Origin of the sequence: Hymenobacter sp. GOD-10R (assembly GCF_035609205.1) — a bacterium.
Lineage (GTDB): Bacteria > Bacteroidota > Bacteroidia > Cytophagales > Hymenobacteraceae > Hymenobacter.
The window spans coordinates 3,235,374-3,260,989 of sequence record NZ_CP141184.1; the positions used below are offsets into that span (position 1 = coordinate 3,235,374).

The 25,616-nt window shown below is 55.7% G+C and carries 24 protein-coding genes; 12 read left to right on the forward strand and 12 right to left on the reverse strand.

Annotated elements, in window-relative coordinates:
* Window positions 1-10: 10 nt before the first annotated feature.
* Window positions 11-415 (reverse strand): DUF4260 domain-containing protein, encoded by a 405-nt coding sequence (locus tag SD425_RS12910; protein WP_324679205.1) that lies wholly within the window; start codon window positions 413-415, stop codon window positions 11-13.
* A gap of 479 nt (window positions 416-894) precedes the next feature.
* Between SD425_RS12910 and SD425_RS12915 the strand changes: the two genes are divergently transcribed.
* Entirely contained in the window at window positions 895-1,689 is a 795-nt protein-coding gene (locus tag SD425_RS12915; protein ID WP_324679207.1) for a DUF1080 domain-containing protein, read from the forward strand.
* A 53-nt stretch (window positions 1,690-1,742) separates the two neighbouring features.
* Here the strand turns inward: SD425_RS12915 and SD425_RS12920 are convergent, their stop codons facing one another.
* The gene (locus SD425_RS12920) at window positions 1,743-2,732 is read right to left on the reverse strand and encodes an IS110 family transposase (RefSeq protein WP_324679209.1); all 990 of its coding nucleotides are present in this window, start codon (window positions 2,730-2,732) and stop codon (window positions 1,743-1,745) included.
* Window positions 2,733-3,095: 363 nt separating this feature from the next.
* On the opposite strand from SD425_RS12920, the gene SD425_RS12925 reads away from it, so the two are divergent.
* From SD425_RS12925 to SD425_RS12935, 3 genes are all read left to right on the forward strand, one after another.
* Window positions 3,096-4,205, forward strand: a complete 1,110-nt coding sequence (locus SD425_RS12925; protein WP_324679211.1) for a glycoside hydrolase family 18 protein — start codon at window positions 3,096-3,098, stop codon at window positions 4,203-4,205.
* A gap of 149 nt (window positions 4,206-4,354) precedes the next feature.
* On the forward strand, window positions 4,355-4,570 hold the full coding sequence (locus SD425_RS12930; RefSeq protein WP_324679213.1) for a DUF2442 domain-containing protein: 216 nt from the start codon (window positions 4,355-4,357) through the stop codon (window positions 4,568-4,570).
* A 145-nt stretch (window positions 4,571-4,715) separates the two neighbouring features.
* The gene (locus tag SD425_RS12935) at window positions 4,716-5,822 is read left to right on the forward strand and encodes an acyltransferase (RefSeq protein ID WP_324679215.1); all 1,107 of its coding nucleotides are present in this window, start codon (window positions 4,716-4,718) and stop codon (window positions 5,820-5,822) included.
* A gap of 120 nt (window positions 5,823-5,942) precedes the next feature.
* Here SD425_RS12935 and SD425_RS12940 read toward each other — a convergent pair whose 3' ends face one another.
* Both SD425_RS12940 and SD425_RS12945 read right to left on the reverse strand, forming a co-directional pair.
* Window positions 5,943-6,440, reverse strand: coding sequence for a hypothetical protein (locus SD425_RS12940; protein ID WP_324679217.1), 498 nt, complete (start codon window positions 6,438-6,440; stop codon window positions 5,943-5,945).
* Window positions 6,441-6,749: 309 nt separating this feature from the next.
* On the reverse strand, window positions 6,750-7,967 hold the full coding sequence (locus SD425_RS12945) for a Bcr/CflA family multidrug efflux MFS transporter (RefSeq protein ID WP_324679219.1): 1,218 nt from the start codon (window positions 7,965-7,967) through the stop codon (window positions 6,750-6,752).
* Window positions 7,968-8,308: 341 nt separating this feature from the next.
* On the opposite strand from SD425_RS12945, the gene SD425_RS12950 reads away from it, so the two are divergent.
* Together SD425_RS12950 and SD425_RS12955 are read left to right on the forward strand one after the other, a co-directional pair.
* Window positions 8,309-9,694, forward strand: a complete 1,386-nt coding sequence (locus SD425_RS12950; RefSeq protein WP_324679221.1) for a DUF3500 domain-containing protein — start codon at window positions 8,309-8,311, stop codon at window positions 9,692-9,694.
* 122 nt (window positions 9,695-9,816) lie between these two features.
* The gene (locus tag SD425_RS12955; RefSeq protein WP_324679223.1) at window positions 9,817-11,040 is read left to right on the forward strand and encodes a HupE/UreJ family protein; all 1,224 of its coding nucleotides are present in this window, start codon (window positions 9,817-9,819) and stop codon (window positions 11,038-11,040) included.
* Between the two features lie 30 nt (window positions 11,041-11,070).
* On the opposite strand, the gene SD425_RS12960 is transcribed toward SD425_RS12955, so the two are convergent.
* On the reverse strand, window positions 11,071-11,949 hold the full coding sequence (locus tag SD425_RS12960) for a helix-turn-helix domain-containing protein (RefSeq protein ID WP_324679225.1): 879 nt from the start codon (window positions 11,947-11,949) through the stop codon (window positions 11,071-11,073).
* A 195-nt stretch (window positions 11,950-12,144) separates the two neighbouring features.
* On the opposite strand from SD425_RS12960, the gene SD425_RS12965 reads away from it, so the two are divergent.
* Both SD425_RS12965 and SD425_RS12970 read left to right on the forward strand, forming a co-directional pair.
* Window positions 12,145-14,409 carry a heavy metal translocating P-type ATPase gene (locus SD425_RS12965; RefSeq protein WP_324679227.1) on the forward strand — a complete coding sequence of 755 codons (2,265 nt, stop codon included), beginning with the start codon at window positions 12,145-12,147 and terminating at the stop codon, window positions 14,407-14,409.
* Between the two features lie 12 nt (window positions 14,410-14,421).
* Window positions 14,422-14,799: a cupredoxin domain-containing protein gene (locus SD425_RS12970; protein ID WP_324679229.1), complete on the forward strand. Its 378-nt coding sequence runs from the start codon at window positions 14,422-14,424 to the stop codon at window positions 14,797-14,799.
* 68 nt (window positions 14,800-14,867) lie between these two features.
* On the opposite strand, the gene SD425_RS12975 is transcribed toward SD425_RS12970, so the two are convergent.
* The 4 genes from SD425_RS12975 to SD425_RS12990 form a co-directional block, all read right to left on the reverse strand.
* Entirely contained in the window at window positions 14,868-15,704 is an 837-nt protein-coding gene (locus tag SD425_RS12975; RefSeq protein WP_324679231.1) for a hypothetical protein, read from the reverse strand.
* 284 nt (window positions 15,705-15,988) lie between these two features.
* On the reverse strand, window positions 15,989-16,624 hold the full coding sequence (locus SD425_RS12980) for an ABC transporter ATP-binding protein (RefSeq protein WP_324679233.1): 636 nt from the start codon (window positions 16,622-16,624) through the stop codon (window positions 15,989-15,991).
* Window positions 16,625-16,842: 218 nt separating this feature from the next.
* Window positions 16,843-17,289, reverse strand: coding sequence for a hypothetical protein (locus tag SD425_RS12985; protein WP_324679235.1), 447 nt, complete (start codon window positions 17,287-17,289; stop codon window positions 16,843-16,845).
* Window positions 17,290-17,662: 373 nt separating this feature from the next.
* Window positions 17,663-19,393 carry a lysophospholipid acyltransferase family protein gene (locus tag SD425_RS12990; RefSeq protein ID WP_324679237.1) on the reverse strand — a complete coding sequence of 577 codons (1,731 nt, stop codon included), beginning with the start codon at window positions 19,391-19,393 and terminating at the stop codon, window positions 17,663-17,665.
* A 108-nt stretch (window positions 19,394-19,501) separates the two neighbouring features.
* Here SD425_RS12990 and SD425_RS12995 point away from each other — a divergent pair, with 108 nt between their 5' ends.
* Window positions 19,502-20,950: an amidohydrolase family protein gene (locus SD425_RS12995; protein WP_324679239.1), complete on the forward strand. Its 1,449-nt coding sequence runs from the start codon at window positions 19,502-19,504 to the stop codon at window positions 20,948-20,950.
* 12 nt (window positions 20,951-20,962) lie between these two features.
* Here SD425_RS12995 and SD425_RS13000 read toward each other — a convergent pair whose 3' ends face one another.
* Both SD425_RS13000 and SD425_RS13005 read right to left on the reverse strand, forming a co-directional pair.
* A complete protein-coding gene (locus SD425_RS13000; protein ID WP_324679241.1) occupies window positions 20,963-22,024 on the reverse strand; it encodes a DNA polymerase beta superfamily protein in 1,062 nt (353 codons plus the stop codon).
* A 97-nt stretch (window positions 22,025-22,121) separates the two neighbouring features.
* Window positions 22,122-22,892, reverse strand: a complete 771-nt coding sequence (locus SD425_RS13005; RefSeq protein WP_324679243.1) for a nucleotidyltransferase domain-containing protein — start codon at window positions 22,890-22,892, stop codon at window positions 22,122-22,124.
* Between the two features lie 104 nt (window positions 22,893-22,996).
* Here SD425_RS13005 and SD425_RS13010 point away from each other — a divergent pair, with 104 nt between their 5' ends.
* A complete protein-coding gene (locus SD425_RS13010) occupies window positions 22,997-23,578 on the forward strand; it encodes a TMEM175 family protein (protein ID WP_324679245.1) in 582 nt (193 codons plus the stop codon).
* A gap of 94 nt (window positions 23,579-23,672) precedes the next feature.
* Here SD425_RS13010 and SD425_RS13015 read toward each other — a convergent pair whose 3' ends face one another.
* Entirely contained in the window at window positions 23,673-23,897 is a 225-nt protein-coding gene (locus SD425_RS13015) for a hypothetical protein (protein WP_324679247.1), read from the reverse strand.
* Between the two features lie 192 nt (window positions 23,898-24,089).
* Here SD425_RS13015 and SD425_RS13020 point away from each other — a divergent pair, with 192 nt between their 5' ends.
* Window positions 24,090-24,584, forward strand: a complete 495-nt coding sequence (locus SD425_RS13020) for a transporter substrate-binding domain-containing protein (protein ID WP_324679249.1) — start codon at window positions 24,090-24,092, stop codon at window positions 24,582-24,584.
* The gene (locus SD425_RS13025) at window positions 24,581-25,540 is read left to right on the forward strand and encodes a cation diffusion facilitator family transporter (RefSeq protein ID WP_324679251.1); all 960 of its coding nucleotides are present in this window, start codon (window positions 24,581-24,583) and stop codon (window positions 25,538-25,540) included. The genes SD425_RS13020 and SD425_RS13025 overlap by 4 nt, the downstream gene beginning before the upstream one ends.
* The last annotated feature ends 76 nt before the right edge of the window (window positions 25,541-25,616 follow it).

Sequence of the window (25,616 nt, forward strand, 5' to 3'; positions counted from 1 at the left end):
CTGTGCTCCCTTATGCTTGTGCGGCGCTGCTGGCCAACACGGAATCTACCAGCTCAGTGGCCGTACGATCCCCCACCTGACCCAGGTGAGTGTCGTGGAAACCGGTACCATACTTGAGTCCGTAGCCCAGCACGCGGTCGAAGGCGCTGTGCAACAGTAGCACGGTGCCTGCGAGCAGCAACACGGGCTGACCTAGCCACCAGCCGGCAACACCCACTGCTACGGCGAGGGCTTTGTGGTGAGCGAAGTTGTAGCACAGGGCGCCCACCCGCGGTCCGGCCAGATAGCCCAGCAGGCTCAGGTCCGGCAACAAAAAGGTGGCGGGCAGTACCCACCAGGAGTAGGGCAGGTGCGTGAAGATGAATAGGGCGAGCAGCAGTTGGGCAAGTTCTTCCAGTTTAAGGAGGTTCTTCATGGGGCCGTTGGGAAGCGAGGTGAAACCGAATACCCAAAGGTCCCAGTTCTGGCCGCTCGGGAACGATAACAAAAGCTAAGAAAAACACGGGGGTACTTCCTGCTTGCGGGCTATCGGTGCGGAGTACGCTCAGGTGCCCTTTGTCCGGATTCTCCGTTCCGACCCTAAAAGATACAGGTTAAGAACGCTATAACTACATGCATTAGGACTTGTCAGGGGTCAATTGATAGCTGCGTCCTACTCTTTCCCTTGAACACTTTGCGCTAAAAGCTATTACTTCAACTACTTGCCAACCCGGCCCTCAGTGTGCATTCTACTAGGCTTAGACGAGCCGCACCGCCTGCTAACCCTGCCCAAGTAGCCCCTGCTCTTTTCCACCACCTGCACGTTTACGAACGCTTTTCCCGTGCTGTATCCGTTCGCTGATTTTCTTGGCTAAATTCATACTTTCAGCACTTGTTCTTCCATACCGATTCCTGATGCGTCTCATTCCCGTTGCGATCCTAGTGCTGCTGGCACTAGCTAGTTGTACCACTGGTCAGCATTCGCGCCAGCAGGCAGAATGGCTCCCGCTCTTTAATGGTCAGGATCTGCAGGATTGGATGGTGAAAATCCAGCATCATGAGGTAGGCGAGAATTTCGGCAATACGTTTCGCGTAGCCGATGGCGTTATCCAGGTGCGCTATGATCAGTACGGAGAGTTCAATGATCAATTCGGCCACTTGTACTACAAAGTACCCTTCTCCCAGTATCATCTCAAACTCGAGTACCGCTTTGTCGGCGCGCTGCAGCAAGGCGCTCCGAGCTACACCTTACGCAATAGTGGCGTCATGTTCCACTCGCAAGACCCGCGCTCGATGCCGAAGGAACAGGATTGGCCTATTTCCATTGAGTTTCAATTTCTGGGTGGGCTGGGCGATGGGAAGCCGCGTCCCACCGGCAACATGTGTTCGCCGGGCACGCAGATCGTGTACAACGGGCAACTCGATGAGCGCCACTGCATCGAGTCAACCTCGAAGACCTATGATGGAGATCAGTGGGTCCGCGCAGAGCTCATCGTGCTAGGCGACTCAAGTATTACCCATATCATCAATGGCGATACGGTCATGCGCTACTCGAAGCCGCAGATTGGCGGTGGAGTCGTAAATCGGTACGATCCGGTGATGAAACAGGATGGCAAACTATTAACGAGCGGGTTTATTGCCCTACAAAGCGAAGGACAGCCGGTGGACTTTCGAAAGATCGAACTGAAAGATTTGTCCAAAAAGCGGTAGCGCGACCGCAACGGCCACGGGCAAGCAATTGACAGGATGAACGGTGTTAAAAGTCAAGCATTCAAGGGTAGATTTTTCATAAAATCAGCTTGGTAGGGCACGCCCGATTTGACAATAGCGAAGGCCTGTTTGAGCAGCTTGTTGCAGACGGCAATCAGAGCTAGTTTGCCGTTCTTGCCCTTGGCCACCAGTCGATCATAGAGTGCCTGACAAGCCGCGTTATATCGCTTAGCAGCAAAATTGCACATAAACAGCTTCCCGCGAATCAGGCTGCCACCCATTTTGGTGATACGCACTTTACCCCGCACGCTCGTGCCCGAGCTGTGCTCCCGTGGCGAGAGTCCGGCCATGGCAATGAGTTGCCGGTAATTAGCGAGACGGGTGAAGCCCCCGGCAAACAAGAGCAACATGCTGGCCGTCTTGCGGCCAATTCCCGGAATGGAGTAGAGCAAGGTGATTTCCTTGGAAAAACGTTGTTCCAATAAGCTCAGCAGCTCTGCTTCCACCGCTTGTAGCTGCCCCGTGAGTACTTTTAGGGTCTGTTGGAGTCGCTTCCAGGCTATTGGACTGATCACCGGTTGCTGGGCAAGCGCTTCTAACGCGTTGCTGACCATGATTTTCTGTTTGAGTAGTTGCTCGGTGACTTGCTCGAGTTGTCGGCACTCAACTAGCACTTGCTCATCCAGCTGCCAGGGCTTGGCGGGCTGCTGTTGGCCGAAGCGGAGCAGCCATTGGGCATCTTTGCGGTCACTTTTGCCTTTGCTCAGATGCATCTGGACAAAACGCTTGATGACCAACGGATTCAGCACGACTACTTGACCACCTTGCGTGTGCAAGTAATAGGCACAAGCTAAGTAGTAGGTGCCGGTGGCCTCCATCACGAACAGGCACTGGCGGCCACACGCTTGCACGAGTTGCTGAAAGCCGGCTTTACTGTTGCTCACCTCCAGGTGACGCACCTGCTGTTCAACTTGGTAACAGATGGCCAACGTGGCTTTGCTCACATCAATACCAACGACGGGAATACGTAGTACAGAATCCATGTCTCAAACCAATAAAAGGGTGAATACAAGGGAGAAAAGGACTTCTAGAGAAGCTTTTGCTATCCTGATACAGGCTCTCGGGCCTCATGGAACGGTACAAAGTGCCTCTAGAAAAGAGAGGGGATTGTCATGTAAAACAGGCTCACAATAGCCTCATAAGATTTGAATCTTGCTCCTCTCTTTTCCTTCTCAATGGCCTTCCTTACGATAGGTAGGCGAACATAGGACGTTAGTTTACTCATCCTGTTCAGGCAAACAGTATGTCGCTGAACACTCTGGATGATTTGTTAACTGCTTCCTTGCGCATATAGCTCCTTACCTTCGGGGTAGTTTAAACGTATTGGTTAGCTGGCTACCTTTTCTATGCGAAATGTTTTCTACCAAGCGGTACTGCTGCTGATTACGGCCGGAAGCACCATTGCCCTGTCCATAAATAATCCTCCGGCTGCCTCTAAGCCTAACATGGCTGTCATTGCTTACTACGCTGGCGACGCCAACGGTTTTCAGCAATATCCGACCCAGCAGCTTACGCACATTATTTACAGCTTTTTGCACCTGAACGGTACGGCTTTCACCTTCGATACTCCTAAGGATCAATCTACAGTGGCCGCGCTAGTCGCTCTCAAGGATCAGAATTCGCGGCTGAAAGTTATGCTGTCGTTAGGAGGTTGGGGTGGATGCGAAACCTGCTCGCAGGTATTTGGCACCGCACAAGGGCGTGCGGAGTTTGCGACCTCGGTCAAGCAAGTACTGATTGCTACCCATACGGACGGCATCGACTTAGATTGGGAGTACCCGGCAGTTGCTGGACCACCGGGTCACCGCTTCGCGCCTGAAGACCGCCATAACTTCACGCTCCTGATACAGACATTGCGCGCCACCCTAGGCAACGATTATGAAATCAGCTTTGCCGCAGGGGGCTTCCCCGACTATCTCCAACACGCTGTGGAGTGGGCAGCCGTGATGCCGCTGGTTAATCGCGTTAATCTGATGAGCTACGATCTGGTCAACGGCTATAGCACTATCACAGGCCACCACACGCCTTTGTACGCCACTCCTCAGCAAGGACTCTCGATTGACAGCGGAGTGCATTTTCTGGATTCAGTTGGCGTAGCGCCGAACAAGATCGTGATTGGCGCGGCCTTTTACGCACGAGTATTTAGCGGGGTGCAGCCCCGCAACCAGGGTCTGTATCAGGCAGGAAAGTTCAAACAGACATTTAACTATAAAGAGTTTACCGATAGTCTATCCATGGCACGGGGTTTTGTCACATACTGGGACGACGTAGCGCAGGCCCCGTATGCCTACAGCGCTCGTCGGCAGGAGTTTGCCTCCTTCGACGACAAGAAATCCATTCAGCTGAAAACCCGGTATGCGCGGGCAAAACACCTCGGAGGTATTATGTTCTGGGAGCTGACAGGCGACAACCCCCAGCACGGTTTGCTGGAGAGTCTGTATCGGGCAGCCCGGTAGCATTCGTTTAAAGTTGAGCTGCACCCATGCGGAGCACTTAGCGGATGAAATACGAAGATCCACCCGCTTCTTGGATGGATCCTGCTGGCCGATCACTGCTAGAGTTTGAAATGCACTGCGCATCCGCGCCGTATGCCTAGCTTTGTGGTATGGCTTCTATCAATCGTGTTGAGTTCACCACCACTTCCGTTTACATATTTCTGTCTGGCGGCAGCTTCTGGTCGTGCTTGTTGACGGCTAAGCCGGCGACGTTCCTCTATCATGCCACTTCTGCCCAGCGGGCTAACTGGCAGCTGGCGAACAAGGATACAGCAGTGGAGTGGCCAGACCTAGGGGAGACGCTCACGATGGAGCAAATGAAGTAGCACCGCTAGGGAAGATTTGCAACAAAAGTGGAGGAACCCGCTAGAGAGCGAGCAGCGCCATCACCTATTCTTGAAAGAGCAAGAACTATTCGGTGACGAGTCCAACTCCATTTTTAATTAATCGTTTGTCTAGCCAGTTTTATTAATGAACAATAAAGAACTGGCCCCCAAGCCGCACTACCCCATATTAGACGGCCTTCGCGGAGTTGCAGCCATCATCGTTGTTACTTTTCACCTAACCGAGCCATTAGCCACCGGGCATTTAGATAATCTCGTCAACCACGGGTACCTGGCAGTCGATTTCTTCTTTCTGTTATCTGGTTTCGTGATCGGCTATGCGTACGACGAGCGCTGGCCTAAAATGACCGTTGGTAATTTTTTCAAACGTCGTATTGAGCGTCTGCAACCCATGGTGGTGTTGGGGATGACCCTCGGCGCTATCGGCTTTTATTTCACCGATTCTACGCTCTGGCCGCTCATTCATACGGTTCCGGGCTGGAAGATGCTGCTGGTACTGCTGATCGGTTACACGATCCTGCCTGTGCCTTTGGCGCTTGACATCCGAGGCTGGGAAGAGATGCACCCCTTGAATAGCGTAGGATGGTCCTTATTCTTTGAATACGTTGCCAACATCCTCTATGCTATCTGGATTCGAAAATTTTCCAACACAGCCTTAGGCATCTTCGTTGGTATCGCGGCTCTTGCACTCGCCCACCTGGCCATCACAAATGGCGACGTCAGTGGGGGCTGGACCCTGAATGTGGAACAGGTGCGCATTGGGCTAACCCGTACCATGTACCCTTTCTTTGCCGGGCTGCTACTTTCACGTGTAGCGAAGCCGACGCGTATTAATAATGCCTTTTTGTGGTGCAGCCTCTTAATAGCTGTTGTACTGTACATGCCACGCATTGGCGGCGCGGAGCATGGTTGGCTAAACGGGCTCTACGAAGCGGGTTGCATTATCTTCGTTTTCCCGCTTATCGTGTACCTAGGTGCCAGTGGCGTGCTGCAAACGCAGCGAGAGAACAGGATCTGCAAATTCTTAGGAGACATATCCTATCCGCTGTACCTGGTGCATTACCCGCTGGTCTATTTTTACGTTGCTTGGATCAGCAATCATAAAGGCGCAACGCTTGGGCAAGTGTGGCCCTATGCGTTGCTCATTCTAACCGGAGGAATTGTTTTGGCCTACGCCGCCTTGAAATGGTATGATGAGCCGGTTCGCAAATGGTTGCGAAAAAAGCTTGCGTAGAACCGCAATAGGGGCGATAGTGTCAAAAAAGGCGACAGCTACTAATACTACTACCGTTTAGTGACGCACGGAGAGCGAGGCATGGAAAATACCTCGCCATCCATCACGGCTAAGTACTCACTACAACTTGTGCAACTCCTGCGAGAGAGAGCCAGTTAAAAAAAGGTCGTTAGCTACATAGGGTCCTTTCTGAGTTTGATCAAGCGTCACGCTCATCGTCTTCTTGCCGTCCACCACGATGCTGGCAGTAAGTTGGGAGTTCGTGGGTGGTACATAGCCGCCTGACCCACACCCGAGAAACGAGGTGCGTACGCTAACAGCATTCGTATTTAGTGCATCAATGCTCGCTAATGAGCCGAGCGTATACGTTGTATCAACGCTGCCGCCGACGTAATCCTTCTGGGCAATAAGGGTGGTCGTAACGACTCCATTCAGCCGCTGGGTGGTGTAGATCTGCAAGCTAGCACCAAGTTTAGGCAACAAGTTCTGACCTTCGACATGCACCGCGACGTTGTGCGAGGAGCTCTTAGGAGTGGCATCCTCCTCCTTGCTGCCGCAGCTCAGAAGAGGAAGAATAGATACGTAAAGGGTATACCGGAGTAGGGATAAATTTTTCATGGCTAATATTAGTGCATACTAATACTTTGCCAAGTTCCTTCTCAGTACCTGCGTGTCAATGCGAGTCTCTTCTCCTTCATGACGCCGATAGGCCTGACCAGCGAGCAGGAGTTTGGCCAGAAAAAGAAGCGAAGAAGAGAGTTGCGATTACGATATACTGGTGACTGAAGGCTGTCGAGCATTTTACCAATATCACAGTCAAAGGAAGTAGAGCTGCCTTTGATCAATAGGGTTAGACATGCTAGGTAATTTGCTGGCTACTCCGCCGGCAGACTTCTTAAGAACCCAGTAGTCCACTGCCTACATCAATTACGCCAAGGGCTTTGTGTGTACGCTCCAGGGTTGCTGAACGACCAGCCAGCGATAAAGCAAGTAAGCTGCCGTTCCGCAACCGGCAATAACGGCTGCCATAGGCACAGTAGTACCAGTGGCGAAGACACTAACCGTGATAGCAGCCACCGCTCCGCAGCTATACATGAGGGTGCCTAAGAGGGCAGAGGCACTACCAGCCTGCTGGGCATGCTGTTGCAACGCACCGGCTGTAGCATTGGGTGAAGTGAACCCCACGCTGCTGACGACCACAAATAAGGGTAAGGTGATGCCGTAAATACCTAGCCAGCCCGTGCTAGCTAACACGAGCAAGGTGAACCCGGCTAGCATATTGACGAGCGTCACTCCCCGCAGAATCTGCTGGAAGGTGAAGCGTCGTAGTAAGCGGTTGTTCAGCTGCGAGGCGGCAATTAGGCCACTGGCATTTGCGCCGAACAGCAATCCGTACTGCTGGGCGGAGAGGCCAAATAGCTGCGTGAACACGAAAGATGACCCCGTGATATACGCAAACATAGAGGCCTGCACCATGCCAGCGGTGAGGGAGTAGCCTACAAACGCTCGGTCTTGCAACAGGCGTCCGTAGTTATGAAACGCCCGCCGGACTGCCTCGGGGTTGCGGCGTTCTGCTGGCAGGGTTTCAGGCAGCATGAGCAGAATACTTACCAGCGCTACGGCCGCCAAGCCCGCGAGCACCCAGAAAATCAGGCGCCAGTTGGCATGTGCCACAAAAAAGCTACCGACTGTAGGCGCCAGAATAGGAGCGACCCCCATGATCAACATCATGGTAGAAAACACGCGAGCCGCTTCGTTGCCTTCAAACTTGTCGCGGACGATGGCCCGGGCCAGCACCATGCCCGAGCAGCCCCCCACTGCTTGCAATAGGCGGAGCATAATCAAACTACTCACCGATGTAGCCCCGGCACAGCCAATAGCAGCCCCAGCATAGAGCATCATACCGGCCAGCAAATTCGGTTTGCGCCCCCATTGATCGGCTAGCGGACCATAGAGCAACTGCCCCAGCGCTAACCCGACGTTGTAGGCCGCTAGGGTGTACTGCACTGCCGCGATATTCACCCCGAACTCCCGAGCAATGGCCGGAAACGCGGGCAGATACATATCGATGCTCATCGGGCCAAACGCCGTGAGCAGACCTAGCAGCACAATGAGCCCACGGTGGTCCGAGATAGATTTCGACATGAAAGGAAAAGTAGTTCCGTGGCCCTCGGCCACGGCTGACCTAGCTTGGTTTGCGGCGGCAAAAGTAGCGCTCTCGCGCTGCTGCTAATGGAAACAATTACATGTTTGATGGATACAAATCAAACATAAATAATACAGGTGCGCGTGTTGAAATTGGGCTGTTATCTTGGAAGATGGGCTCTTTTTAGGGCGACTATCGATTAGTTTGGGGAGTTCGTCTAACAGGATCCAGGAACGGCAGAGTTTGCCAAAAAGCAAGAGGCGTGAGGCGTTAGGTTTGTCCTTAGAAAGCTAGCTAGTACTGATATCTAGGCTAGTTCACCTCCCTCACTCATTCTTTTATGCGTATTGCTTCTTGCTTTATCATCACGGCTGTCTTGGCCAGTATGCTGACGTTTACCGGGTGTCAGGACGATGATACAACCTCGACCCCATCGTCGGCAGTGGTGACGGCTCTGTCGTGTAGCTCGGCTACTTTTTCTACCACGGCCGTGAGCGGGGCTGCTTACTCGGGCACGGCTTCGGTGCCTTACACGGGAGGCAACGGCAGTACCTATACCGCCGCTAGTGCAATCAGCTCTACGGGTGTTACGGGGCTGAGCGCCACTTTGCAAGCAGGTATCCTAGCTAGCGGAGAGGGTAGTTTGGCCTTCGTGCTTACCGGAACGCCCTCGGGCACGGGCACGGCTACCTTCCCGCTGAGCTTTGGTGGACAGAGTTGCAGCTTCGCCCTGACCGTTAACTCGACGGGCTCTACGACCGACTGCTCGTCGGCCACCGGCCTAGCTCGCATTGTGTGTCTGGCGGAAACGTTTAAAGCTACCCTGACGGCCACGCAACTGGCGACGGTTCAGCTAGGCTATTCTAAGACGGATGCCGTGAAGTGGTCGAACTTGCCGCAAGCGTTGACCCAAAACAAGCGCGTGGGCATCAACTTTGGCTCGCTCAGCACCACGCAGTTAGCCGCCGCCAAAGCCCTGCTGACTGCTGTGCTGGCGCAAGGCACCACCAACGAGGGCTACGACGAGATGGAAGGTAACCTAGCTGCCGACGATTACCTGGCTGCTAATGGCGGGGGCACTACCTACGGCGCGGGCAACTACTACATGGCGTTCCTGGGCACACCGAGTACCACGGGGCTGTGGGAGCTACAGTTTGGCGGGCACCACTATACGTTTGCCAATACGTACAATGGCGGTAAAATCACGGGCGTAACTCCCTCGTTCCGCGCTGTGGAGCCCATGGCGGCCATTACGGTCAATGGCCGCACCTATCAGCCGGTGGAGCAAGAGCGCCAAGCTTTTGCGGCCATACTGGCTGGCCTGAGTACTACCGAGCAAACCACCGCAAAGCTGTCGTCTACATTTACCGACATCCTGCTAGGTCCTGGCGTTGATGGGCAATTTCCGACGACCAAGCAAGGACTGAAAGTAGGTAACATGAGCACCGCCGAAAAGGCCCTCGTGCTGAATGCTATTAAACTATATACAAGCGACTTGGATAGCGAAACGGCTGCTACAGTGTTGGCTACCTACACCGCAGATCTAGATAACACCTACGTTGCGTACTCTGGCACGCTGACCATGACTCAACAGAACGACTACGTGCGGATTGATGGGCCTCATGTCTGGATTGAATACTCCACGCAGGGAGGTATTGTCGTTCGGGGTACTCCGCACCCGCACTCGGTGTGGCGCGACCGTACCGGCGACTACGGTGGCAACTAACCTAATCTCCTTCTTCCGTGAAGTATCCGCTTTTCTTCAGCAGCCGTCCAAACGGGCGGCTGCTGGTTTTCTGCTTAACCCTGTTGGTTCTGGCGCTGCCTTTCGCCTCTAGGGCCCATCCTATGCCCACATCGATGGTGCTGCTCAACGTGCACGCCCAGCGCATCGATGCCGAGGTACAGATTCCGCTGAATGAATTACAGGCCGCTTTTGGGCACGCCGTCAACGATTCGTCGGCTGGCTTAGTGGCGCGACTCGGACCTAGCTTGCGCGCCTATCTATCCCAACACATCCATTCCCAAAGCCCTAACGGCCGGCCTTGGACCGTGACCGTCGGAGAACTGGCGGTGCACGAAACCCAAAACCCAATCAACGGTAAGTATGGCGAGCTAACGGCGCAGGTGAAATTCGTGCCGCCCACTGGCGAAGAGGTACGGCAATTCGTGTTCAACTATGACGCCGTTCTGCACCAAGTCGTGACGCATAAGATCATGGTAGCGGTGCGCCAGGACTGGGCTCGTGGCCACGTCGCGGATACAGCCACGGCGCAAGTGGGAGTGATTGAGCTCGATATTCGCAACAACCAAATTCACCCGCTGGCAGTCAACCTGGAAGCGGGCAGCATCTGGACGGGTTTTCGGGCGATGGTGCAACTCGGTATTCAGCACATTGCGGAGGGTACCGACCATTTGCTGTTTTTGCTGGTGCTGTTGCTGCCCGCGCCGCTGCTGATCGTTGGGGGACGCTGGAGCAAGTTTGGTGGCGTGCGTTACAGCTTGGGGCGCTTAATGCTGATTGTTACAGCCTTTACCCTAGGTCACTCGCTTACGCTGCTGCTGGGCGCGCTGGGCTGGGTGCGGCTCCCCAGCCAACCGGTTGAAGTGCTCATTGCCCTGTCCATTCTGGTGTCGGCGGCGCATGCGGCACGGCCGCTGTTTGCGGGTCGCGAAGCCTGGGTGGCTGCGGGCTTTGGCTTGGTGCACGGACTGGCGTTTGCTAGCACGTTGGCCAATCTGCACTTGGATACTGGCCCCATGGCGTTGAGTATCCTTGGCTTCAACCTAGGTATTGAGCTGATGCAGCTACTGGTCATTGCCCTCACGATTCCATGGCTACTGCTACTGAGTCGCACGCCAGCTTACCGCACGGTGCGGTTGGTCGGGGCCTCATGGGCGGTCGTGGCGGCGGTGGCCTGGGTGGCTGAGCGCCTCACTGGTCAAGGCAACACGTTGGCAAAAGGCGTGGAGCAGGTAGCCGTCTATGCGCCGTATGGGTTGGTCGTGCTTGCCATCTTAGCATTGCTGCTGACCTGGCGACAACACCAGACTCGCCAGGCGCCTTATTAAGGCAAAAGATAAAGGCAGGTAAGTAGCCGCTCAACTCGCTGGCTGTTTTTCCCGGAATTCGGTGGGCGACATGCCCGTATGCTTCCGGAAGAACTTGGCGAAATAGTTAGGATACTCAAAGTGAAGCAGGTACGCAATTTCGGACACCGAATAGGTGGTGTGCAGCAAGTAGTTGCGGGCTTCATCGAGAATATGCTCCTGCACAAGCTGGCTGGCCGATTTGCCGGCCACCTCCTGGCAAATACGGGTCAGATGCACGGGGGTAATAGCTAGCTCATCGGCTAACTGGGCGATGCTGTGGGTAGTGCCCACCTGCCGGACCCGCTGCTGGAACTTGCGGAAATAGTGCAGTGCGGCCGTGTTGGGCATCGCACCTAGGGCCTCGGTGTGCTGCCAGATGCGGAATAGTACGAGAAACAGGCGTTGCAGGCAGATGTGCAGCATTAGCCGCTTTTCGGGCTGATTGTCAAACATTTCCTTGTCAATGACGGCCAGTAACTCCCGTACTTGGTCGGGCGAGTAAGGCTCTGCAAACCGCGTCAGACACTGCACCGCCCCGAACATAGGGGCTAGGGCTGGCAGGGCGGGAAATAGCTTATCGACCAGCGCGTCGGACAGGGTCAGGATACGGCCGGTAGCATCAGGGCTGTACACAAAGCCGTGCAAGGCAGTCGGCGGAATCAGCAGCACGACCGGGGCCGTGAAGTCGCGCTGCTGCGTGGCATCCTGAAAGGTGACGCGGCCCGTCTCGATGAAAAACACCTGGAATAGCCGGGCGTGCATGTGCGGCTGAATAACCCAATCGAAGCTCCGGCTGCGGGTTTCTAGCAGCTCGGAGAAGAGGTACTCCGCATCGGAGCGGGCATCGGCTTGCCCGTAAAGCCCATCAAATTGAGTGATACGCTGCACAAAGAATGGTTTAGGGAGCTACAGTAAACAGGGCTAAAGTTGGCCTTTATTTTCGGGCAGCGATGAGTCAAATTATACAAGTTATCGGAAAGATTCCGTACCAACTTCGGCGCTTTGCGGTCGTTCCTTTGTTGTATAGCTAGGTCGCATTTTGCAGTTCAAGATGCGGCCTCCTGTGCTACAGCGAATACTAGTATGGAAGCCCCTCTTAAAACCGAAACCCTTGATATCGAAGGAATGACCTGCGCCTCCTGCGCCTCCTTCGTCGAAAAATCACTGAGCCGCACCCCCGGCGTGCAGCGCGCCATCGTCAACTTTGCCACCGAAAAAGCCACCATCGACTACTCGCCCGCGGAAGCTAGCCCGGCGACCCTGAAAGAGGCCGTGGTGAAGGCCGGCTACGGGGTAGTAGAGCGCGCCCCTGATACCAGCGCCGCCGAGCGTAACGCCGAAATTGACCGGCAAAAGGCGGCAGCCTACCAAAAGCTCAAGCGCCGTTTTTGGGTGGCCACGAGCCTTGCCGTTCTGATTATGCCCCTAAGCATGCTCATGCTGTGGCCCGCCCTGATGCAGCACGTGAACATGCAGTGGCTCAATTACTTGTTGTTGGTACTGACCCTGCCCGTGCTTTTCTACAGCGGCCGCGAGTTTTACGCCTCCGCCTGGAACGGCTTCCGGCACCGCGCCGCCAACATGGATACGCTTATTGCCGTGGGCACCGGTGCGGCGTTTTTGTACAGCTTGGCGGCTACCCTAGTCCCCGGCTTTTTCACCAGTCGGGGCCTCATGCCCGAGGTGTATTATGATACCACCGTCACCATTATTGCCCTGATTCTGCTGGGAAAGGTGCTGGAGATGCGCGCCAAAACGCAGACTTCGGCCGCCATTCGGGCGCTCATGGGCTTGCAAGCCAAAACCGCGCGCGTGGTGCGTCCTGGCGGGCTGGAGGTTGACGTGCCCATCGAGCAAGTGCAGCTCGGCGATGTAGTCGTGGTGCGCCCAGGGGAGAAGGTCGCCACCGACGGCATCGTCCAGGAAGGGCACTCCGCCGTCGACGAAGCCATGCTGACGGGCGAAAGCCTGCCCGTGGAGAAAAAAGCCGGCGACCCGGTCTTTGGCGCCACCTTGAACAAAACGGGCTCTTTCCGCTTCAACGTGACGAAAGTGGGCGCCGACACCATGCTCGCGCAGATTGTGAAGCTGGTAGAAGACGCCCAAGGCAGCCGTGCTCCCATTCAGCGCTTAGCCGACAAGGTTAGCGCCATCTTCGTGCCCACGGTGGTGGTCATCGCCATTCTTACGTTTGTGCTATGGTTTGATCTGGCGCCGGTGGAGGCCCGCTTACCGCTGGCACTCGTCAACTTCGTGGCCGTGCTGATCATTGCCTGCCCGTGCGCGCTGGGCCTAGCTACGCCCACGGCCATCATGGTGAGCACGGGCAAGGGCGCCGAACACGGCGTGCTAATTCGCAACGCGGAAGCCCTGGAAAAAGCCTATAAGGTGAATACGGTGCTGCTCGATAAGACTGGGACCATCACCCGCGGTGAGCCAGCCGTGACCGATGTGGTGGCGCCGGGCCAAGATGAGCGCCAGTTGCTACAGTGGCTAGCCGCCGTGGAGCGGCAGTCGGAGCACCCGTTGGCCGAAGCTGTGGTGCGCCACGCCGATGCCCTAGGGCTAGCTCCCGTTGTGGCCACCAGCTTTCGGGCCGTGGAGGGCAAAGGCGCGGCCGCAACAGTGCAAGGGCAGGCCGTGCTCGTCGGAAACCGCCGTCTGCTAGCAGATGAAGGCATTACTCTCGCCCCGGCGCTTACGGCGCACGCTGACCAGCTGCTCGCCCAGGCCAAGACTGTACTGTACGTAGCCGTAGCTGGCAAAGCCGTCGGGCTGATCGGGGTGGCCGATACGGTGCGCGATACCTCTGCGGCCGCCATCAAACAACTGCAAAACCTAGGTATTGAGGTAGTGATGATGACCGGCGACAATCCGCAGACGGCGGCGCAAGTGGCTCAGCAAGTAGGCATCACGCGCTACTTTGCTGAGGTGTTGCCGCAGGATAAAGCCAGTAAGGTGAAGGAGTTGCAAGCCGAAGGCCGTACCGTGGCGATGGTCGGCGATGGAATCAACGACGCCCCGGCGCTGGCCCAGGCAGATGTGGGGCTGGCCATTGGTGCCGGCACCGACGTGGCCATGGAAGCGGCCGGCATCACGCTCATGCGTTCCGACCTAGGGGGCGTGGTCACGGCCATTGCGCTTTCCCGCCAAACCATTCGCACCATCAAGCAGAACCTGTTTTTTGCCTTTATCTATAATACACTGGGCATTCCGGTAGCAGCTGGACTGCTATACCCGCTGTTTGGCGTGCTGCTTTCGCCCATGCTCGCGGCCGGGGCTATGGCCCTGAGCTCCGTATCGGTGCTGACCAACTCATTGCGGTTGCGCGCTTTCTCTCCCCGTTAATACCTGCTAGCTATGGATACGACCGCAGTAATCGTGACGATAACCGGGCTGGCCTTGGCGGCCTTCGTCATTTGGTACTTCTTTTTCTCGGCGCGGCAAACGACCAGCGCGGTGTCTTCCTCGGGCGGGGTGCAGGAAGTCGCCATTACCGTGAAGGGCGGCTACTCGCCCGATGTGATTGAGGTGGAACGCGGCAAACCCGTGCAGCTAAGCTTCTACCGCGCCGAAGAAAACAGCTGCTCAGAAGAGCTGCTATTTCCCGACTTCAACATCCGCCGGGACCTGCCAGCCTTCAAAACCACCCTGGTAGAGCTATTGCCGCAGCAAGTGGGCACGTTTGACTTCACCTGCGGCATGGGCATGCTGCGCGGAAGCCTGGTGGTCAAGTAAACGCCGCACGGCTGGCATACCGACCTAGGTTGCTCTATCCTAGGTTGGTATGTCAGGTCGATGCTTATCTAGTACTTATATTGATAGCGGTATAAGAATACCCAAGCCGCCACGGCATTACCAATAATAAGCAGCTCGGTAAAGCCAAACAGGTTTGTTAAGAGAAAGAAAATAAACAGGCCAAACACCAGCCGTAGGTAATACGTCATCTGTTGACCGAGCCAGTAAAGCAGGGCTCGAAATAATAAGGTGACACTTAGCAGCAACAAGGCCCCCAGTAGCCCCTGACTAGATTTCCCCACTACCAGAAACCAAACTAGCTCCGGCAGTACTAGTAAACTATACAAGGCCACCTGCTGACCATACACCTGCCACCGGCTATACGGAAAGTTGCGAGCGAAACGCAGGTAAAACAGCTCGAACTCACTGGCTTGGTAAATTAGAATCACATGGGCCACGGCCACGCATAAGCTGATTATCCCAAGTAGGCGCATGTCCGAGTGCGAATCTGGAAACACGCTAAAAATCAGTACAATGCTAACTAAGGACGCCAACTTAGTAACGGCATAGGCGACCCATTTCTTGCTGAATACCTCGTATAAGAATAGACTAAAGAGTGGCTTAGGCCAGCTTCTAAGCGCAGCTAGCCTATCTGCTTTGGGCGGTGCGACAACCGTGTTGTTATTGATCAACCGCGTGTAATGCGAGGCATTATATACCGTAAGAGCTAGCAAACAAATGGGTATGAGCAAAGGAATGAGCCAATACCCGAAAGCCATTCCAATGATCATGGCATATACGCCCAAGATGATAATGGGAATGGCTATAACGAGTTGAACAATAGACCAAGTCTGTACTTGCCGCGTCCAACGTAATGCATTGCTGCTGTAAAATAAGAATTGCACATCTACTCTTTTTAACCTTCCGGCAACGTATTGCCGACTCTTCAAAGTATATAGCAAGAAGAGGCTAAAAAGAATTAGTACACCTAGGGGTTCACTAACTGTAGAGATAACTAGTTTTAACGCCGTCTGAATAAGTTGCTCCGGGGTTAGGTGCGTTTGATTCAGGACGTTTGTATAGAAGAAATTAATAAAAATTAGGACGAATAATGATAATAGTAGGCCTGTGTGCTCTCGGTAAAAACCATTGGCCACTACTTTAATTAATGCGCGGGTGAGAGGCTTTTTCACGAGCTATGCCGTATCGTGGTATGCTCCACTACTATTTCCCGCACGTTCGGCAGTATTTCGCCCTCAAATGCTTGGTGTGAGGATAATAAAAACATCGTCCCGTGCTGCTGGTGTTGGCTAGCTATCCAGGAATACAGGATAGGAAGGGACTCGATATCGAGGGTCGTCAGCGGCTCATCTAGCAGAATACAGGCGGGCCGCCCCATAAACGCCAGAACCAGAGAAAGTTTCTTAAGCATACCACTTGAGTACGTGCTGACCGGGTCGTTTACGTAGGAAGTCATATGCATACTTTCCACGTAAGAAATTTCCTGCTGAGGCGGAGCGTTTTTGGCGGATTTAAATAACTGGATGAGTTCGAGTCCAGTTAGAAATTCGGGAAATATAGGTTCTGCTTCCGCAAAATTTACCGCGCTACGATAGGTGACCGACTGCTTTTTAATATTTAGTTGCTTGTTTAAAATAATAGTGCCCTCATAGGGAGTTAAGCCGGCTATTGTTTTCAGCAGCGTACTCTTGCCCGACCCATTAATACCTCGAACCCAGTAAATACCTGGGATACTTGTGAAATCATCTATTTGAAGAATTATGTGATGGTTGTATGATTTTTTGAAATTATTGATTTGTAGCATTTACCGAAAAAGAATAAATGAGCAGCTGATCCGTGCTAACGGAGGAATACACAAGTTATTTTCCGTCACTATTCTGAATACTGTAGAAAAGTAGCCTGATGTGGGTTTGTACTGCGGTTCAGGCCAAGGCGGCAAACTCGGCTTGTGTATACGTCAGCCAGCCCGTTCTACCTAGGGTAAAACGGGCTGGCCAGGGTAGCGCAACTACTGCGAGCTAGCTATAGCTTATCCATTTGCACGGCGGTTGAGCCCATCAAGTATGGATTGTAGCTCACGCCGCCACCAATGCCTTTGGCGTCCAGTGTCACCGACTGGTTCGGCTGGCCGTCAATGAGGAACGTTACGGCTAAGGCGCTTGTGACTGGTGGGCGCAGGGTACTCGTGCGCGTGACGTTCTTGAACGCAATAGTGGCCGTGACGATGTCGGAGTTGCTGAACGTGCCGATGTTGTACGTTTTGTCGGCCGTATCGGCATACTGATCAGTGGTTTGCGGGCCTTCCTGCGCTGTGCTACCTGCCGCAATGAGCTGAGAAGTTACCTGTAGATCAGCGCCTAGACCGGCCAAATCACGCCCCGCCACACGCACCGCCACCACATGCGTCTTGACCGGGGCAGGGTCAGGCTTATCGTTGTCGCCGCAGTTCAGTAAAGGCAGCAAAGACATAGCTAATAGATAGCGAAGCGGAGCAATTAGTTTCATACGGCTAAGATGCGGAGAAACCGTGAATCTTGGACGTGACCGGCATAGACTGGCTGGCCCCGATAGCAAAACGCAAGCTTCACTAAAGCATGACACTGCCAGCACATTAGCGTAACCTAGGCTGCTGAAATTTGTGCTAAAACAGCCTTCTGTTATGAACAACTCAACGCAAACTACCCGCCGGCACTGGCTCATCCGGCTGGCCGCGCTCATCCGCCCACAAGCGGAGACCAAGACGCATACGACGTCTGCGGCCATGCTTTTCATCTAAAACAGCAGGGCTTCTTTAGGCGCCAGACTGGATTATAGTAAACCGGCAAACTGGCGCCCGCGCCACTTAATAGCGGTTGAGCAGGCGCCGGGTGCGCTCGGGCAAGTCGTAGGCATCCAGGATGATGAAGCCGTCCAGTGCGTTGGTGAAAGCCGGATCTAGGTTGAAGCCCACAAAGCGGGCGTTCTGCTGCATGTAATGGCGCAACAACACGGGTACACCCATGCCGCCGGGCTCCAGGCTAGCTACCAACTTGTTGAGGGCTTGCACATCATCGAGGCCGGTTTGCAGGACTGCTGCGGGCTCCTGCTTATCCAGTGGCCGGTAGCGGAACTGCTTGCGGGGCCGCACGTACGCCGCCATTTCGGCGTCGAAACAATGCCGGCGAATAAAGTCGATCATGACGGCCTTCGATAATGGCTGAAAGCGGCTGCTGATGCTCACCGGGCCAATCAGGTACCGGTATTCTGGGTGGGCACTCAGGTACAGGGCAATGCCTTTCCACAACAAGGTCAGGGGTAGGGGCTGCCGCTGGTACTCTGCCCGAACAAAGGAACGACCTAGCTCCAGCGACTGGCGCAACAGCGGGCACAGTGCTCGTTTCATTTTGAACAGCGAGTGCAGGTAAAAGCCTCGCCGGCCGTGCTGCCGCAGGATGCTCCGCCCGTGTCCAAGGCGGTAAGCGCCCACCACGCAGCGCTGCTGACGGTCGTAGAGAAACAAGTGGCGATAGTAGGCGTCGTACGCATCTAGGTCGCACGGCTGCTGGGTGCCTTCGCCCTCGCCGCGAAAGGTGAGCTCGCGCAGCCTACTAATCTCACGCAGCACGTTCGGAATTTCCTTACTCTTGGCTACGTAAACCTCCCAGCGATGGTGCTGAAGCAGGAGCCGACCGGGGCGGAGGGCGGCTAGGTCGGCCTCCACTAAGACAGGAGTGGTTTCGGCAATGACCGGTGGGGCGAGCGGTGGGTGCACGCCGGGATCATTCCGCGGGGTGCCGCCACTGAGGGCGTGCACACGGGCCCGCAGATACGTCAGGCGCTCGGCGGCCGACAGGCCGCATAGCTCGGCCGCGGCTACGGCCGTGCCGATGCGTACCTGCACGCTGGTGCCGCGCTTGTTAAGCAGCTCGGCCGGCAGACGGGCCGTGCGCAGGAAGCTATGCAGCAATCCTAGCCAGCTAAAAGAGGTGCTGTTTTGCCCACTAATCCAGACGGGCACCACGGGCAGGCGCGTTGCGGTGAGCAGGCGCCCGGCGGTAGGGTGCCACACCGACTCGGTTACGCCCTGAAACAGGCCGGGACGGTGGGCGACTTCCCCCGCTGGGAACAGTAGCAGCGGAATATCATTGTGCAGAAAGCGCAGTAAGCGCCGCAGTCCTGGTACGTTGCGGCCAGGCGTTGGTGCATCGGGCTGCACCAGGACGAACTGCGCTCCTAATTGGGGCAGCAAGGGGGCCAAAAGCTCGTTGACCGCCACCCGCAAGTCGGGGCGTGCCTGGCCGAGGACGTGCAGGAGCACCAGGCCGTCGAGCAGACCGCACGGGTGATTGGCCAGGGCCACGAAGGCGCCCGCGGTGGGCAGGCGGCGCAGCTCGGCGGTGTTGTATTGAACGCAGATAGCTAGCTTATCGAGAATAGCCGCCACAAACTCTAGCCCCGTGAGGTGCTGCGCTTGGGCGTAGAGCTGGTGCAACTCCCGCAGGTGAGCAAAGTGCTGTAGCGCAGACCGCAACGGCCCCGCAGAAAGCGCCAAAGAAGAAGGAAGGGATAAATCAAATTCAGCTAGCTGACTCATAAGCATAACCTAGAAAGACACGTAGCCAAACATCCTCATCGAATATTACTTCATGATGATCCGGTTGTTATAAAATAGTGTATCGTTGCGGGCTAAACGTTTTTACACATGCCGCATTACCGTAGTATTCTCGCCGGTGCCCTGGTGCTACTCGGGGCTAGCTTCCACGCGCACACGCCGGGGCAGGCCCAAGCAGCGCCCTACGATCTGGTCATTAGCCACGCCAACTTGGTGGATGTCGTGTCGGGCAGCGTGCGCCCCGATCAGGTCGTGGCCATTCGCGGCGACGTGATTCGAGTGGTGGAGAAGGCCAGTGCGAAAAAGTACGTGGCCAAGCGCTACCTCGACGCCAAGGGCAAGTTTCTGATGCCCGGCCTGTGGGATATGCACGTGCACTTCCGGGGTGGCGACAGTTTGGTGCAGGCCAACCAGAACCTGCTGCCGCTGTACCTAGCGCACGGCATCACGACGGTGCGCGACGCGGGCGGCGACATGACGCCCTCGGTTTTCCGTTGGCGGCGCCAAATGCAGGCGGGCACGCTGGCTGGGCCGCGCATCTTCACGTCCGGCCCCAAAATCGACGGGCCTCAGGCCTACTGGCCGGGTTCGTTGGAGGTAGAAACTCCCGCCCAGATTGCCAAAGCCCTCGATTCATTGCAGTCCATAAAAGTGGATTACGTCAAGATTTACGACAGCAAAATATCGGGTGAGGCGTACCTGAACGTTATTGCCGCCGCCGAAAAGCGCGGGATGAAAACTACGGGTCACATGCCGTATTCCGTGAAGCTAGGTGACGCCGTGGAGCGGGGGCTGGATGCCACCGAACACCTGTACTACGTGTTCAAGGCGTGCTCTGGCAAAGAAGACAGTCTCACCACTCTGGTTAAGAAAAGCCTGACAACGAGCAAGCCCCTGGGGCTGTTTGCCATGCTGCCTGCCGTGGAAGCCACCTACGACCCCGCCGCGGCGAATCGCATCTTCAAGCTGATGGTCGCCCATAAAACGGCCGCGGTGCCCACCCTGTTCATTGGCAAGACGCTGGCCGATCTGCCCGACACCGACCACTCGCGCGACACGATGCTAGCCTATATTGACCCTAAAATCCAGGCTACGTACACGCGCCGCCTCAGCAGCGCCAAGGGACAATCGGCGGAAGCCAATCAGTTTCGCAAGAAGCTAGAAACCCGCTTTATGAGCTTGGTGCCGAAAATGCAAGCCGCCGGCGTAGTCGTGCTGGCGGGCTCCGATAGTGGGGCGTTTAACTCGTTTACGTATCCGGGCGCTTCGCTGGTAGGCGAGGTGGAAATGCTAGTGCAGGCTGGCCTCACGCCGGCCCAAGCACTGCGGGCCGCCACTATCAACGGGGCTAGGTTTATGGGCGTGGAGGGCACGGCGGGCACGATTGGGGTCGGCAAAAATGCTGATCTGGTACTGCTGGAACGAAACCCGCTTACCGACATTCACCACATCCGCACCATCAATACAGTGGTGTCCCGTGGCAAGCCGTATTCGCGCCAGGACTTGGCCGCCATGCTACAAGCTATCAAGCATAAGTAAGCCTAGCTTGCCCTAGCCTCCTTGGGTGTAGAAGTCACGCCGCAACTGAACGAGCAACGCCTCGGCGGCTGCGCGGTCGGGGGCCTCTGGTAAGTTGGAGCTGGCAAACGCCGCCTCAACTTGCCCGACGAGGGCTTCTGCCTTGCTCACTAGTTCGTCGTATTCGAACTCGCCGCGGCGAATCTGGAGCAGAAACTCCCGGTCGGGGCGGCGGACGTGGAGCTGACCGGTAGTGGCGATTTCCAGGGCCGTGTGCAGGAGTCGGAACACGTGCAGCATGTTTTTGGCGTCGTAGTTCTTGCCGTGTTGCACCGTGTTCTGGTAGCGTTCGGCGTTGCGCTTGCCTACCCAATCCCAATACTCGCGGTAGACGCGGCAGTAAGTGCTGTAACCATTGCGGTTAAATGACAGGTAGGCCACGGGTTCTGCGCCCTTGGGCACGGCCGAAAGCTGCACATCCTGCGATGTTTCGGGGTCGCGCACGAGGCCACGGTACCCTAGCTCGCCGGGGTTTAAAGGGTCCACGAACAAAGCGTAGAGGTCGGTTAGGTGAGGCACATTGGCCAGGCCGCACTGGGAAGCTAGGTAGCCCTGGCGTGCCAGCCACTTGGCCACGGGCTGCGCCCCAGCCCCAACGGTCACGTAGCAAAAGTCCAGCACCGATTTGCGGGCCGGGGGCTCCGGATTATTGATCTTCTTATTCAAGCCTTTGGCCTTACGGATTTGTGCTACAGCGTACTCCGCAAAGGTGTGGCGGCAGAGTTTGGAGAGAAACTGCTCGGGCCGGAGCCGCGCAAACAACGGATGGTGGTAGCGCACGCAGTCGGCCGGCGACGCTAGGATTTCCAGGGCTGTGGGGTTGTTCTTGAGCAGCAATTCTACGAAGCGCCGCAACTCATAATACACCTCGTCGTTGGTCGCATTGGCAATCTGCGGCACGTAGTCGAGACCGAAAAACTCTTGTTCCGGCAGCACGAATACGCCCTTCAGGTCTGTATCAGAGTGAGGCAGATCGGTGCCGTAGGCGCGGCTGCCGCTAACGGCTTCGAAGAGAAGGTTGGCTTTATCAAGCATAAGAACGAATGTAGCGCTAAGCGAAGGAAGGAGTCAACGCTTCATTTCGCGTTGAACGGTCTGTAGCGTGAAGCTCCCGCTTGGCGCTACAACGCCCTTACTGCGCAAAGGAAGCTCCCAATAATTGCCGAAAGAGCTCGTCCAGGGCAGGCGTAGGATCCGGTTGCGACTCAACGGGCAGCGTGTTGCGCGCCGCTGAGCTAGCTTCGTACTCCTGGCGCAGAAAGGCAACCAGCTCCTCTGGCCTAGGCACAACAGTCTTTTCGTCAGCCACTGCTTTCTGCGCTAAAAGGACGTCTACCAGGCCGTTCAACTCTGCCGGAAGTAACGTGCGTAGCTCTTTAAACTCCATTGGCGGCACGGTGCGGTGCTCCCGAATCCAGCGCGCCGCCAAGGCCGAGCGCAACGCGTAAAAAAGCTTTTTGAGCCGCACCTGCTCCGGCAGCAACTCATCTTCTACGCCGCGCCGCACCAGACCTAGGTAATGGTGCAGCGCCGCGCGCGGGTTGAAGGTCGTCGGCAGCAAAGGCCGTAGCTGCGCCCGAAAATCGAGGGCCTCGTGGTAAATGATGGGAGATTGTAGCCACTCCAGCAGCGCCGCATTCGAGTTGCGCAGCAGCTTCAGGGCCTTGCGCAACTCCCAGCCACCTAGGTCGAGCTCGTTGTCGACGGGGAAGCTGAGCGTATCGGGCCCCTCGTCGAGAGCTAGGTACCAAGCAGGCTGGTGCACGTAGAGGAAGCGCACGTCGTAGTCGGAATCCGGCGACGGAAAGCCCCACGCCCGGCTGCCCGATTCGCAGGCGTACAGGATGCGGATCGGGTGGGTGGCTTCGAGGTGGGTAAGCGCAGCGTGGATGCGAGTGAGCATAGAAAGAAGGTGGGTCACACAAAGAAAATAGCTTTCGAGAGCAGCTCAGCGCTACTTTCACCTGTATTTTACCTGTCCTACTACTTTCTTCCCCCTCAGAAACCATGACCAAAGGACGCCTGGAAGCCTTCAGCGATGGAGTGCTGGCGATTATTATCACCATTATGGTGCTGGAAATCAAGGTGCCGCACGGCGCCGACTTCACCGCCCTCAAGCCGCTAGTACCCGTGGCGCTCAGCTACATACTGAGCTTTGTCTACGTAGGTATTTACTGGAACAACCACCACATGATGCTCTCGACTATAGACCGAATCAGCGGTGGCATTATGTGGGCCAATTCGCACCTGCTCTTTTGGCTCTCGCTGACTCCTTTCGCCACTGGGTGGATGGGAGAAAACCATTTTGCGCCGGCTACCCTGGCCATGTATGGGTTGGTCTTGCTGATGTGCTCTATTGCCTACTGGATTTTGCAACGTCTTGTTATTCAAGCCAACGGGCCAGACTGCGTGCTGGCGTATGCCGTCGGCCGTGACGTAAAAGGCAAGCTTTCACCGGGGCTCTATAGCCTAGGCATTGCAGCTAGCTTCTGGCACCCGTGGGTGGCAGGCGCTTTCTACGTGGGCGTCGCGCTGATGTGGCTGGCACCCGACCGGCGCATTGAACGGGCAATGATTAAGCGGCACTAGGTACACGAATAGGCCATCTTTCTACACAAGAAAAAACGCCCCCTGCAGATGGCAGGAGGCGTTTTCTGTTAGTACAGCTTGGAGCTGTTGGGATCTAGCGAACAACGGCGGTGTCGCCGGCTTCGGGAGCCATATCAGCGGCGGCGCTGTCGGTAGCGCTTTCTACGGCGTCGCCTGCTTTTTCAGTGGCGTTAGCAGCATCAGTAGCGGCGCTTTCGGCGGTGTTTTCAGCATTTTCCTGCGTCTTCTCGGAGCAAGAAGTTAGAGCTAAAGGAGCGAAAGCAGCAAGAATCACGAGCGATTTGAAAGAGAATTTCATGATAGGTAATTGATTGTTGGTGAATGGATCTGGCTTTTATACGCCTTTCCATAAAAGGTAACCCTGCTGTGCTGCTTAGCTACCTAGGTCCTAGGAGCCGTATACAGCTAGCAAAACCACGCAGGGCGTGGGCCTGCCCGTAGCTCCTTGCGCGTCAGTAGCTACGGGAGCCGGCGCGCCCCCAACATCGATATGCCTGATTGTTCGCTAAGTAAGTTGAGCGCTAGTGTCGTTTTGCTCGCCTGGGCGTTGCTGCTATCCGCCTGCTCCGATTTTCCCAAGGACCCCGCGAAAACGCTGAAGAAAGTAGAAAACGGAACACTGGTGGTGGGCTATTCCGAGAACCCACCGTGGGTTGTTCAGGGGAGTCCGGAGCCAACCGGTATCGAGCCCGCGCTGGTGAAAGCCTTTGCCCAAACGCTGCACGCCCGCGTGCAGTGGCGCAAGGGTACGGAACAAACGCTGTTTGAAGACCTGGAAAAGCGAAAGATAGATTTGCTGATAGCGGGCCTGACCGATGAGAGTCCGTGGAAAAACGAAAAAGCAGGTTTCACCCGCCCATTTGTTGAACACCGGAAAAAGAAACACGTTATGGCGACCATCCAAGGAGAAAATGCCTTCGTCGTGCGCCTAGAAGAGTTTCTATACCAGCGGGAAGCCGCTATAGCCCAGCGCACGCAGCCATGAAAAAGCTAGCCCAGTTTGAGTTTCCGCCCGAGTTGGTGCCGGATTTTGAGAAGGCCAAGCGCCTGGAGTGGATTACCATTGCCTACTTCATCTCGTCGGCCCTGGTAATTTTTCTGGCCATGGGCAACTCGCAAACGATGAAAACGGCCTGGTACGACGATGTATTGAGCCTCACGCCGCCCATTGCCTTTCAGGTGGCGTCGCGGGTGTTTATGAAAGCCCCCAACAAGCAGTTTCCCTACGGCTACCATCGTGTGGCCAACATTGCCTACTTGTGCAGCGCAGTAGCATTATTCGCCCTCGGCGCCTTTCTGGTGATTGATTCCACCCTGTCGTTGGTGAAAACGGAGCACCCCACCATTGGCACCGTCATCGTGGGTGGGCACCAGATCTGGCTAGGGTACCTGATGATTGCGGCCTTGCTGTGGAGCACGATACCGTCGGTGATCCTAGGTCGGAAAAAGTTGCCGCTGGCTAAGCACTTGCACGAGAAGAACTTGTACACCGATGCCGACATGAACAAAGCCGACTGGATGTCGGGGATTGCCGCCATGCTGGGCATTGTGGGCATCGGGCTGGGCTGGTGGTGGGCCGACTCCGCGGCGGCGCTGCTGATTTCCGTTGATATCGTGCACGATGGCTTTACCAGCCTGAAACAAGCCGTGTTCGATCTAATGGACCAGATCCCCAAAACGGTAGCCACTGAGCAGCCTGATCCGCTGCTGGAGCAAGTGCGCGAAACGCTCGCAGGTCAATCTTGGGTAAAGGATTTCTCATTCCGAATGCGCGAATGCGGGCACATTTACCTAGGAGAGGGTTTTGTGGTGCCCGCTCAGGAAGAAAATTTGATCCAGCATATTGCTAACACCGCCCAAACTATTGAACAGCTCAACTGGCGCATCCAAGAGTTCGTTATTACGCCCGTGCCGGAGCTGCCTGATGATGAAAGCGCCTAGGTGGTAAGTACATTCTGGGTGACTTTGTACGGTAATGAAGCTGATACCTAGGTAGGCGCCGGGAGCTTGTAATTCG